Origin of the sequence: Pseudoalteromonas sp. NBT06-2 (assembly GCF_002276045.1) — a bacterium.
Taxonomy (GTDB): Bacteria; Pseudomonadota; Gammaproteobacteria; order Enterobacterales; family Alteromonadaceae; genus Pseudoalteromonas.
Genome location: NZ_NQMR01000021.1, coordinates 75,546 through 87,768, shown reverse-complemented (window position 1 = coordinate 87,768; position 12,223 = coordinate 75,546). Strand labels below are relative to the sequence as shown.

Annotated in this window: 11 protein-coding genes; 8 read left to right on the top strand and 3 right to left on the bottom strand. The window is 34.3% G+C overall.

Features of this window, described 5'->3' with window-relative positions; translation table 11 throughout:
- Positions 1 to 95: 95 nt before the first annotated feature.
- The 5 genes from CJF42_RS06835 (at position 96) to CJF42_RS06815 (ending at position 7,331) form a co-directional block, all read left to right on the top strand.
- Positions 96 to 332, top strand: a complete 237-nt coding sequence (locus CJF42_RS06835) for a hypothetical protein (protein ID WP_095365960.1) — start codon at positions 96 to 98, stop codon at positions 330 to 332.
- Between the two features lie 71 nt (positions 333 to 403).
- Entirely contained in the window at positions 404 to 1,351 is a 948-nt protein-coding gene (locus CJF42_RS06830; RefSeq protein ID WP_095365959.1) for a homoserine O-succinyltransferase, read from the top strand.
- A gap of 63 nt (positions 1,352 to 1,414) precedes the next feature.
- Positions 1,415 to 2,470: a homocysteine S-methyltransferase family protein gene (locus CJF42_RS06825; RefSeq protein ID WP_095365958.1), complete on the top strand. Its 1,056-nt coding sequence runs from the start codon at positions 1,415 to 1,417 to the stop codon at positions 2,468 to 2,470.
- Between the two features lie 108 nt (positions 2,471 to 2,578).
- Positions 2,579 to 5,248, top strand: a complete 2,670-nt coding sequence (gene metH / locus CJF42_RS06820) for a methionine synthase (protein ID WP_502694777.1) — start codon at positions 2,579 to 2,581, stop codon at positions 5,246 to 5,248.
- A 133-nt stretch (positions 5,249 to 5,381) separates the two neighbouring features.
- Positions 5,382 to 7,331: an alpha/beta hydrolase family protein gene (locus CJF42_RS06815; RefSeq protein WP_095365956.1), complete on the top strand. Its 1,950-nt coding sequence runs from the start codon at positions 5,382 to 5,384 to the stop codon at positions 7,329 to 7,331.
- 713 nt (positions 7,332 to 8,044) lie between these two features.
- On the opposite strand, the gene CJF42_RS06810 is transcribed toward CJF42_RS06815, so the two are convergent.
- The 3 genes from CJF42_RS06810 to CJF42_RS06800 form a co-directional block, all read right to left on the bottom strand.
- Positions 8,045 to 8,674 carry a hypothetical protein gene (locus tag CJF42_RS06810; protein WP_095365955.1) on the bottom strand — a complete coding sequence of 210 codons (630 nt, stop codon included), beginning with the start codon at positions 8,672 to 8,674 and terminating at the stop codon, positions 8,045 to 8,047.
- Between the two features lies 1 nt (position 8,675).
- Positions 8,676 to 9,230, bottom strand: coding sequence for a sigma-70 family RNA polymerase sigma factor (locus CJF42_RS06805; RefSeq protein ID WP_170940509.1), 555 nt, complete (start codon positions 9,228 to 9,230; stop codon positions 8,676 to 8,678).
- Positions 9,231 to 9,303: 73 nt separating this feature from the next.
- Entirely contained in the window at positions 9,304 to 9,945 is a 642-nt protein-coding gene (locus CJF42_RS06800) for an energy transducer TonB (RefSeq protein WP_095365954.1), read from the bottom strand.
- A gap of 261 nt (positions 9,946 to 10,206) precedes the next feature.
- Here CJF42_RS06800 and CJF42_RS06795 point away from each other — a divergent pair, with 261 nt between their 5' ends.
- Genes CJF42_RS06795 through CJF42_RS06785 form a run of 3 tightly spaced genes read left to right on the top strand, consistent with a single transcriptional unit; the run spans position 10,207 to position 12,096 of the window.
- On the top strand, positions 10,207 to 10,842 hold the full coding sequence (locus CJF42_RS06795) for a GTP cyclohydrolase II (protein ID WP_095365953.1): 636 nt from the start codon (positions 10,207 to 10,209) through the stop codon (positions 10,840 to 10,842).
- Positions 10,842 to 11,624 carry a BPSS1780 family membrane protein gene (locus CJF42_RS06790; RefSeq protein WP_095365952.1) on the top strand — a complete coding sequence of 261 codons (783 nt, stop codon included), beginning with the start codon at positions 10,842 to 10,844 and terminating at the stop codon, positions 11,622 to 11,624. Before CJF42_RS06795 ends, CJF42_RS06790 begins: the two co-directional genes overlap by 1 nt.
- Before the next feature lie 13 nt (positions 11,625 to 11,637).
- Entirely contained in the window at positions 11,638 to 12,096 is a 459-nt protein-coding gene (locus tag CJF42_RS06785; protein WP_095365951.1) for a regulatory protein RecX, read from the top strand.
- Positions 12,097 to 12,223: the final 127 nt, after the last annotated feature.

Genomic DNA, 12,223 nt, shown 5'->3' with positions numbered 1-12,223 from the left:
TAAACAGAACATTGATTTCAATCAATAAAGCCTAAAAACTCGACTATAGTCGAGTTTTTTTGTTCGAAACTAAAGTAAAGGTATTGTTTATACCCATGCTACTTGCATTAGATGACAGTTTTAAATCACTAGGTATTCTTACCATTACTGATTTACTAAGGCAGAAAAAATCAGCTCCTGTGCAGCTAATTGGACGAATTTATAAAGCTAATAGCGCCATAGTCCTTAAACGATATGCAATAGAAATACCTGAATTATTGCACTGCTTTCCCCCTAAAGTAGAAGGTATTAGCATTATAGGTATAATAAACTCCATTTTTATGGACGTCTAAACATCTAGAGCTTGAAAATTATCGCTATCCGTTCATAATAGCGCAATAAGTTTATTTTTTTGGAGTTTTTTATGCCTATCACGGTACAAGATCAGCTACCTGCGATTGCTGCCCTTCGAAATGAAAATGTATTTGTTATGCCACAAAGCCGTGCAAAAACACAAGAAATTCGCCCAATGCGTTTGGCTATTTTAAATTTAATGCCTAATAAGGTTGAAACGGAAGTTCAGTTTATTCGTTTGTTAGCCAACAGCCCGCTACAAGTAAATGTTGATTTATTACGACTTGATACCCATAGAAGTAAAAATACTTCTGAGCAGCATTTAGATACTTTTTATCGTTATTTCTCTGAAATAAAAGACGATAATTATGATGCATTAATTGTAACTGGTGCACCTTTAGCGCATTTAGAATATAAAGATGTTGGTTATTGGCAAGAATTAGAAGTTATTTTAGATTGGGCTGAAAGACATGTTACTTCTACATTATTTTCATGTTGGGCTGCACATGCCAGTTTATTCCATCACTATGGCCTAAAGCGTGAACTTAAAGTAAATAAATTATGTGGTGTATTTAAACACCAGTGCTTTTCTGAACATGGTGCTTTAACACGTGGATTTGATGATGACTTTTTAGTACCTCATTCTCGCTATGGCAACATTTCATTGGATCAAATAGCGACAATTCCTGAACTTGAAGTATTAGCTGGTTCCGATCAAGTAGGCGCATATTTAATAAAAAACAGGTCAGGTAGCCAAGTTTTTATAACCGGTCATCCAGAATATGAAGCACATACTTTAGCGGAGGAATTTGCAAGAGATGCTGCAAAAAACTCAAATGCAGTAATACCTGAGAACTACTTTTTAAATGATGACCCTAAAAATGAGCCATCAAAAACTTGGCAAAGTCATGCATTTTTATTATTTTCAAATTGGCTAAACTATTATGTATATCAGACTACGCCTTATGATATAAAGCTTATAAGCCAAGATGTCAGAACAAATAATTATGCAGAATAGAACAAAATACTTATAAGGGCCACTGCGTGGCATTATTAATAAATCTTTAGGGTTTAATAACAGATGAAAAATAAACGAAAGCAATTAATTAAAAGCCTTAATGAGCGCATTCTTATTTTAGATGGTGCTATGGGTACCATGATCCAAAAACATAAACTTGAAGAAGAAGATTACCGTGGTGAGCGTTTTGCTGATTGGCATATCTTAATTAAAGGTAATAATGATTTATTGAGCCTTACTCAGCCGAATATTATCGAGCAAATTCACCGTGAATACTTAGAAGCCGGTGCAGATATTATTGAAACTAATACTTTTAATTCAACCACCATTTCTATGGAAGATTATGAGATGGCCAAATTTAGTCGAGAAATTAATCTTGAATCAGCAAAATTAGCTCGTAAAGTATGTGATGAAATACAAGCGAAAGATCCTTCAAAACCGCGTTATGTAGCCGGTGTATTAGGTCCAACGTCAAAAACATGTTCATTATCACCAGATGTAAATGATCCAGCATTTAGAAATATTACTTTTGATCAGCTGGTGGAAGCATACATAGAATCTACTTTGGCATTAATCGAAGGTGGTTCAGATATTATTTTGATAGAAACAATTTTTGATACCCTAAATTCTAAAGCGGCAGCCTTTGGTGTTGAAGAAGCATTTGAGCAAGCGGGTGTAACATTGCCAGTTATGGTATCTGGTACTATTACAGATGCATCAGGTCGTACATTATCAGGACAAACAACAGAAGCGTTTTATAACTCAATTCGTCATATCAAACCGATTTCGATTGGACTTAATTGTGCATTAGGCCCTGATTTATTACGCCAATATGTAGAAGAGTTATCTCGTGTTTGTGAAACTTATACATCAGTCCATCCTAATGCGGGTTTACCAAATGAGTTTGGTGAATATGATTTAGAAGCAAGTGAAATGTCAGTAGAAATGATAGATTGGGCAAATTGTGGCTTTATTAATATTGTAGGTGGCTGTTGTGGAACAACACCTGAGCATATTAAAGCTTTTACAGAAGGTGTTGCGGGAGTTACGCCACGTAAATTACCTGAACTTGAAGTTAGAATGCGTTTGTCGGGCCTTGAAGCCTGTAACCTAAATTAAAATAATTTTGCTGCGCATCTTTATTGGAGCCACTGCGTGGCATTTTCAAAGTTATAATTTTATGCTAAGGGTTAACTTCTTGGCAAGGTGGATGAGAATGAAATATATCTGCCAAAATCAGAATGTGGAAAAATAATGACACAACAAATAGCTGTTTTTACTAATGTAGGTGAAAGAACAAACGTAACGGGTTCTGCTCGGTTTAAACGTTTGATCATGAATGAAGAATATGAAGAAGCTTTAAGCGTTGCCCGTGAACAAGTAGAGAATGGCGCTCAGGTGATAGATATTAACATGGATGAAGCCATGTTAGATTCTAAAGCAGCAATGGTGAAATTTTTAAATTTGATTGCTGCTGAGCCTGATATTTGTAAAGTGCCGATCATGGTTGATTCCTCTAAATGGGATGTCATTGAAGCTGGACTTAAGTGTATTCAAGGTAAAGCCATTGTTAACTCTATCTCTTTAAAAGAAGGTGAAGATAACTTTATACGTCAAGCTAAATTGATTAAACGTTTTGGTGCAGCGGCAGTTGTTATGGCATTTGACGAAACAGGGCAAGCTGAAACAGAAGATCGAAAATTTGCTATTTGTAAGCGTGCCTATGATATTTTGGTTGAAAAAATTGGCTTTCCAGCAGAGGATATTATTTTTGACCCAAATATTTTTGCTGTCGCGACAGGTATTGAAGAGCATGATAATTATGCGGTTGAATTTATTGAAGGCACTCGCCGTATAAAGCAAGGCTTACCGCACTGTAAAGTTTCAGGTGGTGTATCTAATGTATCGTTTTCTTTTAGAGGGAATAATCCAGTACGAGAAGCAATTCACTCGGTATTTTTATATCACGCAATAAAAGCGGGTATGGATATGGGGATAGTAAATGCCAGTCAATTGGCTGTTTATGATGACATTCCTACAGAGCTTAGAAAAGCTGTTGAAGATGTGGTGCTTAATACAGACCCTGAAGCGGGAGAACGATTAGTAGAAATTGCGCCAAAATATTCAGGCATGGCGCAAGAAAATAAAAAAGAAGATTTAGAGTGGCGTACTTGGCCAGTTAAAAAGCGTTTAGAGCATGCATTAGTTAAAGGTATTACACAATTTATAGAAGAAGATACTGAAGAATGTCGTTTAGCAGCGGATTTACCTATTGAGGTGATTGAAGGTCCATTGATGGATGGCATGAATGTAGTAGGTGATTTGTTTGGCGCCGGTAAAATGTTTTTACCGCAAGTTGTAAAATCGGCTCGCGTAATGAAACGTGCAGTTGCTTACCTTGACCCTTATATAGAAGCAACCAAAGTAAAAGGTTCATCTAACGGTAAGATCCTTATGGCTACTGTTAAAGGTGATGTGCATGATATCGGAAAAAATATTGTAGGTGTGGTACTGCAATGTAATAACTATGAAGTAATCGATTTAGGTGTAATGGTGCCAACAGAAACCATTTTACGCGTCGCTAAAGAAGAAAATGTAGATATTATCGGTTTGTCGGGACTTATCACACCTTCACTTGATGAAATGGTACATGTTGCTAAAGAGATGACTCGTCAAGGATTTGATTTACCGTTAATGATAGGTGGAGCTACGACCTCTAAGGCACATACAGCAGTTAAAATTGAGCCGCAATATCGCACTGAGGGTGATAAAAAAGGTGTTATTTATGTAAACAATGCCAGTCGTGCAGTTGGTGTTGTTTCTAATTTATTAAGTGACAAAGTCAAAGCTGAATTTTTACAAAAAACCACAGATGAATATATAAAAGTACGCGACCAACAAGCGCGTAAACGACCTCGTTCTAAGCCTGTTACGCTTGCTCGTGCTCGTGCCAATAGCGCTAAGTTGGATTGGAATAACTATACGCCACCCGTGCCTAAAAAATTGGGTATTACTGAATTTAAAGATATTTCAATTAAAACCTTGCGCCAATATATTGATTGGACCCCTTATTTTATGACTTGGTCATTGGCAGGTAAATATCCACGTATACTAACTGATGACGTTGTAGGTGAAGAAGCACAAAGCTTGTTTAACGATGCAAATAAAATGTTAGATGAACTGGAAGTATCTGGTAAATTACAACCATTAGGCATTATAGGTTTATTTCCAGCAAACCGTGTTGAAGATGATATTGAGATTTACAGCGATGAAACAAGGTGTGAAGTTTTATTAAGGTCTTGTCAGTTACGTCAGCAAACTGAAAAAACAGATTTTGCTAATTATTGTTTAACTGATTACATCGCTAAAAAAGGCATAAAAGATTATTTTGGTGGTTTTGCAGTTACAGGTGGTTTAGCGGAAGATGAAATAGCCGATGCCTTTGATACTCAGCAAGATGATTATAATAAGATCATGATCAAAGCAATTGCAGATAGATTAGCTGAAGCTTTTGCTGAATATTTACATGAAAAAGTACGTAAAGAATACTGGGGTTATGCGGAAAATGAAAACTTAAGTAATGATGAATTAATACGTGAAAATTACCAAGGCATTCGGCCCGCACCGGGCTATCCAGCTTGTCCTGAACATACAGAGAAGAAAAAAATATGGCAGTTACTTGATGTTGAAAACCGCATCGGTATGAAGTTAACGAGCTCCTATGCAATGTGGCCAGGGGCAGCTGTATCAGGTTGGTATTTCTCTCATCCAGAATCTAAATATTATGCCGTTGCTGCTATTCAAAAAGATCAGGTTGAAGATTATGCTAATCGTGCAGATATGACGTTGGAAGAAGCTGAACGTTGGTTAGGTCCAAACCTAGGTTATGAAAATTAATCAGCTAAGTTATTAACTTACTGTTTTACTGTTACAATAAAGCGACTTATATCGCTTTTTCTCATATTCAGGACATGTTATTGTAACATGTTTTTAATGTATGCAATGAAATTAATAACTTAAAGGGAATAATATGTTAAATAGGGTAATTCAGCTTTTTTTAATGTTTAGCGTTATAGCGATAACATTTAATGTAAAGGCCAAAAATTGGGATGGACTTTTTGATCGGTCCCAGTATTACAATGCCAAAATTTCACCTGATGGCAAGCATTTTGCAGTAGCGACATTGAATGAAGGCAAAACTATTTTAGTGTTTTTAGAAAGATCAACATTTAAACCTGTTGGAAGTGCAAAATTTGCTGGAAGCTTAGAAGTAGGGAAGTATTATTGGGTTAATAATGAACGAGTTGTAATTAATGTTGTAAAGAAAGACCCTTGGGCCGAAGCACCTGTTTCCTATGGGGAACTTTATTCTGTGAATTTAGACGGCTCAAAAGGTAAAATGATATATGGTTATCGATCGGGTGAGATGCAAACTGGCAGCCATATAAAGAAAAAAAAATCGACTTTTGGTTGGGGTGAGATAATTGACACTTTATCTGAAGATGAAAAGCATATTTTAATCAGCTCAACTCCCATGAGTAACACTGGTGAGAGATATGCATCAGTATTTAAGCTTAATGTGTATACCGGTATTATTAAAAAGAAATTAGGTAAAGCCCCTGTGTCATTTTCACAATTTTTAACCGACACTCAAGGAAATATCAGAGCTGTTATCGGCACTGATAAAAACAATCATTCGCAAATACATATTAAAGATGATGGTAATTGGAAAAAAGTACCAAAAGGAAGTGTTGGAGAAACTGTAACCCCTTTATCAATAAGCGAGTCAGGTAAGTATTTATACACTATTGATAATTACCAACAAGATATTAAAGGTATTTTCAAGTTAAATCTTGAAGATTATAGTTATAAATCAGTTTTCACAGATAAAAAAGTAAGTGTAACTCATGTTGAAATGACAACAGATAACCGCTCCGCTTATGCTATTCGTGTTGATGATGGCTATCCTGCTTATTTAATTTTAAATAAAAAACTCGAAGAAGCAAAAATATATAAAAGCTTACTTGCTACTTTCCCTTATAGTGAAGTGACGATTACCAGTAAAACAGATGATGGTGATTTTTATGTTGTTTTGGTTTCTTCAGATATTGATCCCGGCAGTCTTTATCTATTTGATAAACAAAATAATAAAATAACTCACCTATTCAAGTTTAGGCCAAATTTTAAAAATAGTGATTTTTCACAAGTAGAGCCTATTAAGTTTGAAGCATCTGATGGGAAAATAATTAACGGCTTCTATACTCAAGCGAAATCTACTAAACAAGGTGAACTAGCGCCTGTTGTTGTTTTAGTGCATGGCGGACCTCATGGAACAAGAGATTATTGGGAGTTTTCGCCTCAAGTTCAATATTTAGTGGCTCATGGTTATTCTGTTTTGCAAGTGAACTATAGAGGATCTGGCGGTTTTGGATATGAATATGAAGCTGCAGGTTACAAATCTTGGGGGAGTTTAACTCAAAAAGATATTTATGATGGTTATCAATGGTTAGTTAAACAGAATAAAGCAAAAGATAATAATGTATGTATTATGGGAGCAAGCTTTGGGGCATACTCTGCTGTACAAAGTGCTGCTATTTTCCCTGAAACTTATAAATGTGCCATTGCTAATGCTGGAATATATGATTTAGAGTTAATGTTTGATGAAGGCGATGTCCAACAAAGAGGCTCTGGAATGAGCTATTTAAAGCGTGTATTAGGTACTGATGAGAAACAATTAAAAAGCATGTCACCAGTAAATTATGTTGAAAAAATAAAAGCTTCGTTATTGTTGGCACATGGAGAAAAAGATAAAAGAGCCCCTTATGAACATGTTGAGCGACTAAGAGATGCCTTAGATAAAGCAAACAAGCATTATGAGTGGTTTGTAATGGGGAAGGAAGGACATGGCTTTTATAACCCCAAAAATCAAAAAGCGTACATGAGAAAGGTAGTTGGATTTTTAGATAAACACCTTTTATAAATTAATCTTTTTATTTTATAAGGGCCGTGATTTTTTTATGGCCCTTTGTATTATTTTATTTGTAAGTATATAGATTAAGACTAAATTAAAACTCGTTCTTGCTGATATCTTGGGATCTGACGATAGTTATACCAATTCAGGTAATTAAGTGACCACTCAGAGCTTATGAGGTTTTACAATGCTAGGCATGCCAGTGAATTCATGGTTATTCCCTTTAGAACAGGCATAACAACGCAGTGTAAATTATCAAAAGCTTCTTTTAGGCGGGTTTCAAAGCGCTTTATGCTGTGCTATTGGTTTTGATAAGGGAATAACCATTGTCTGTAACCAATGCCTTGGCCTAAAGCGCTTTGAACTCCCGCTGATTGAGCTCTTTATTAACGGAAATGGTATTAATTGGAATAGGACAAAGCATTTGAAATACAAGGCATAAAAAGGTTTAGCGCCAATTAAAAATTATTAGGCAGAACGGTTGAGTAAGTATTAACCCTAAGCTATTTGGAAATCACATCAGGAAAATACCGTTACAAGAAGACTTTAATTAGAGAGTTTCAAAATCGTACGCAATGAAGAAGAAATTCGGGAAATGTTAGAGTCTTATCTAAGTAATCATAGTGATGTAGAATTCTCACATGGCCCGATTGCCTAGAAAAAGAACTAGATAAATAAGGTGTATTCACTTAAAAATTATATTCAAGTGAATAACTTATATATCATCCCTGACACTGAAGCAGGTTATCAGATTTTATCATGGCGATAATCTCTCCATTTGAATTATGTTTAAAAGCTAGTAAATCTCCTTGTATGATATTATTATCAAGCGCGTTATTGCGTTTTAATTGATTTATCAATGATGCATTTATTTGTACTAAGACCTCTTTATTACATGATTCTATATACCAATTATCCGCTTTGTTAATTAGTATGCCTTTGAATTGTTTTTTATTTTTAAGATTTGATTGAGAACGATCTAATTTTTCACTTGCTTGTTGAAGTGCTATTTGAGATTTTGTTTTTTGTTCAGTCGGTTTTATTTCTTTATGGTATGTATTGTTTTCTAAATAGTGAACTTCAATAATCGCATTTTCTGGGTTGTAAACAGTGTCTTCAATATTGTTTTGATAATCTCGTTGATTGAAGAGTAAACCGAATAAAGTGAATAACGCCACAGATGCTAAGCTAATTTGGAATGTGTTGATCCAATCTAGTTTTTTTAGATATTTATCTTTATTGATCTTAGCAATAAGCTGTTTTTTTTCTTGAGATGAGAGTTGGTTGTCAGATTTGTGTTTTTTATATAACTGGTTAAGTTTATCGTCAAAATTATTGTTGGATTGTGACATATTAACCTCCTATATGCTGTTTGAAATATGATTTTGCATAACGTAACCTGGTTTTTATTGTTTGCTCTTTTTGTTGCGTGATTTGGGCTATTTGCAAAATAGAAAACCCTTCCTGTTGTAAAGAAAATGCTTCTCTTTGTGCAAAGGGGAGATTTTTTAATAGTAACTTGAACTTTATTTGAATATCGCTGTTATTATCTAAATTTACTATCTGAATAAGTTCAGGCTCTATTTGATCATCAAATAAGAGTTTGAAACGGCTTAATTTTCGCATTTCATCAAGTAAAGTATTTCGACCTACCGTAAATAGCCAAGTTTTGAATGAGCCTCTACATTGATATAACTCTCGCTTATCTATGATTTTCAACCATGTTTTTTGGCTAATATCCTTTGCTAATTCAATATCACTTTGGCTTAATAAAAAATGATATAGATCATTAGAATGTAATTCTACTAACCTTTGTAATAATTCATTTTTTCCAGATTTTGCATAAAGTGACATCAAAGTTTCAGCATTTTTTTTTGGTAGTAACCATTCTTTCAAGCTCGATATCATCAATAAATATGTCCTTGTGTGTTAGTGGTATTAATGCGTTGAATGAGAAATGCTTTTACATTTCTCATTCTATTTATAGACTTTGATCTAATTTAAAGTCTAGTTGAATACTTTGATCTGCTTGTTGTACTGCTTTGCCTTCAACCATTTTAGGTTTATATTTCCATTTTCTCAGTGCTCTAAGAGCTTCTTTATCAAATGTACGTTTAGGCTCTGAGTTTATAATGTATGGCGAAATAACAGTGCCTATTTCTGATATTGTGAATCCAAGTTGAACCCAACCTTCTTTACCGTCCCTTGCTGCTGTAATTGGGTATTTGGGTGTGATCCTGACTAAAGGCATTGCTTCGCCTTGATTACCTATCATAGTGGGGATTTTTATTGTTGAGCTGATCATTTTAATTGAAGGTGCAAAATGTGTTAATTGGTTTCCAGGATCGACACTCTCTACCTGAGGTGGCATATTTTTAGGCGGTTGTGGTTTTATTTGTGGTTGTGGAGGTACTCTTTTAATTTCAGTAATCGGTTTTACTGGTGGTTCTTGCATTACATCTATCTCTATGATGTCAGGTACATCTAAAGATGTTTTATAATCACTCTTAATTAAATATTGCATAAATGAAAAGGTAATTACGGTAGTGATACTAGCACCTAAAATGAAAGATGAAAATTTAAAACTTTTATATAAAGGACTTTGATTGATTGTTAATGTCATAAGCTTCTCCTGAGGATTGTACTTTTAAAAATGTAAGATTTATATATAAAACGCTGTACAAAGAGAAAAGGGATTAAATTTTTATTTTTAAATATTAAAGAATATGCAGAGGGTTATTTTAATATTGGAGTTTATTTGTTCTTTATTGAATCTTTAGCGAAGTTATGCCGTTTTTAGTTTGGATCTTGGGCATTAATGAAACTCGTATTTTTAACTTGTTTAAGTATAATGTTGCTATAAAATTTATATTTGAGATATGTTGTGGCAGAAGTAAGGGCAAGAGTCCAACTAAAGGTTGGCAAAAATAGTGATGTCTTAGCGCAATTAGTATCATTTACCGGCCTAAAAGATCAATTAGAACATGTTGCTTTGGTTTTTAATGACGCAGATAAAAATCAAGAAACACCTTTAGTACGTATGCACTCTGAATGTTTGACTGGCGATGTTTTTCATTCATCTCGTTGTGATTGTGGTGAGCAATTAAATGAATCAATAGAAAAAATGCATCAACAAGGTGGTATTTTACTTTACTTACGCCAAGAAGGACGTGGTATTGGTTTATATAATAAAATAGATGCATATGTTCTACAGTCTCAAGGTATGAATACCTACGAAGCAAATAATCATTTAGGGTTTGAAGATGACTTACGTGATTTTTCTGATGCCGTATTGATGTTAAAGGCTTTAGGTGTATCTCAAGTGAAATTGTTAACAAATAATCCTAGAAAAATAAATGCATTAAAAGATGCAGGTATCGCCGTTAATGATGTGGTTGGTACCCATGCCCACATTAAAGAAGGCAATAAAACTTACTTAGAAACCAAAGTGAAACATGGTTCACATAGTTTAGATTTAGGCAAAATAATTAGCATACGTAAAGAGAATGAAGATAAATAATGGCAATTGAATTAAGAGTTTTTAAAGCACAATCTGGATTAACATGGTTCAAAGCAGCATGGAAAATATTCAAAGCTCAACCGAGCACTTTTATTTTCATGCATCTATTTATTATTTTAGTTGGTTTAATTCCATTTGTGATACCTTTGTTACAAATACCTGCTGCTTTAGCGACCCCATTTCTAATTGCAGGTTTTTATCGTGCTGTATTAATTAAACTGCAAGGTGAGAAAATTATGCTTGCAGACATTCTAAAGCCTTTTACCGAAAAGGGTACTCGATTAAGTTTATTCCGTTTAGGTTTATATCAAATGGCAGTGGGTATTTTGCTTGCGCTTGTGAGTAGCGCTTTATTTGAAGATGCATTATTGATTTTACAAGAAAATACACAAAACCCTGAATTAGTTGTTGAGCAATTTATAGCTGCAATACAACCAGCTAATGTCATTATATTTGTGAGTTTAATTGCTGTTTATATGATGGCTTTTGCGTTTGCTGTGCCACTGGTTTACTTTAAAAAGAAAGAAGCTATTTTTGAGGTAATAAAAGCAAGCTTATTGTCTTTTTGGCATAACTTTGCTGCTCTAGGCGTTTTTGGTGGCATTTTATCTGTATTGATTTTAATTTCATCTTTATTATCTTTAATCCCATTATTGATAGTAATGCCTATAAGTTACATCGCCTTTTTCATTGCTTACCAAGCAATTTTCCAATTAGATGAAGTTAATAATACACAAAATAATGATGAACCACCTAGTTCTCATGGTCAATTTGATGCATAAAGTCACATTTTAAATGGACGACCAAACTAAGCAAAAATTAAAAAATTATGTTTTATGGTTATTGTCACGACAAGAGTATTCTCGTCGTGATTTAACTTTTAAATTACAGCAAAAAGAAGCATCACCAGATTATATAGAGTCATTACTAGACTGGTGTGAAAGCCTTAATTATATTGATGAAACACGTTATTGTGAGGGATTTATTCGACGCCATTTAGCTAAAGGCCATGGTTATGCACGAATAAAATCAGAAGCAGGCGCTAAAGGCATTGATAAATCGCTATTGGCATTTCAAATAGATGAAATGGATATTGATTGGTATCAATTAGCCAAAACAGCTTATATTAAGAAGTTTTCGAATATAAAAAACACGCCCGATTACAAGCAAAAAGCGAAAATAGTTCGCTATTTAATGTATAGGGGTTTTAACTATGAACAAATTGAATTCGCATATGCCCGTAACCAATCATAGTTAGGGATTTCAGCGAATCAAACCTAAGTTAGATTCTAGGCATAAAAGTAATGAAGTGGCTTTACCTTTTTAGCTTTTATAACAACGAAGATGACTTAGATTTGTTTCGCCTTTTGGGAGTTTAAGC

Excerpts from the sequence above, each read along its gene's own strand:
- CJF42_RS06835 (WP_095365960.1), top strand. The coding sequence starts at position 96 with ATGCTACTTGCATTAGATGACAGTTTTAAATCACTAGGTATTCTTACC.
- CJF42_RS06830 (WP_095365959.1), top strand. The coding sequence starts at position 404 with ATGCCTATCACGGTACAAGATCAGCTACCTGCGATTGCTGCCCTTCGA.
- CJF42_RS06825 (WP_095365958.1), top strand. The coding sequence starts at position 1,415 with ATGAAAAATAAACGAAAGCAATTAATTAAAAGCCTTAATGAGCGCATT.
- CJF42_RS06815 (WP_095365956.1), top strand. The coding sequence starts at position 5,382 with ATGTTAAATAGGGTAATTCAGCTTTTTTTAATGTTTAGCGTTATAGCG.
- CJF42_RS06810 (WP_095365955.1), bottom strand. The coding sequence starts at position 8,674 with ATGTCACAATCCAACAATAATTTTGACGATAAACTTAACCAGTTATAT.
- CJF42_RS06805 (WP_170940509.1), bottom strand. The coding sequence starts at position 9,230 with ATGATATCGAGCTTGAAAGAATGGTTACTACCAAAAAAAAATGCTGAA.
- CJF42_RS06800 (WP_095365954.1), bottom strand. The coding sequence starts at position 9,945 with ATGACATTAACAATCAATCAAAGTCCTTTATATAAAAGTTTTAAATTT.
- CJF42_RS06790 (WP_095365952.1), top strand. The coding sequence starts at position 10,842 with ATGGCAATTGAATTAAGAGTTTTTAAAGCACAATCTGGATTAACATGG.
- CJF42_RS06785 (WP_095365951.1), top strand. The coding sequence starts at position 11,638 with ATGGACGACCAAACTAAGCAAAAATTAAAAAATTATGTTTTATGGTTA.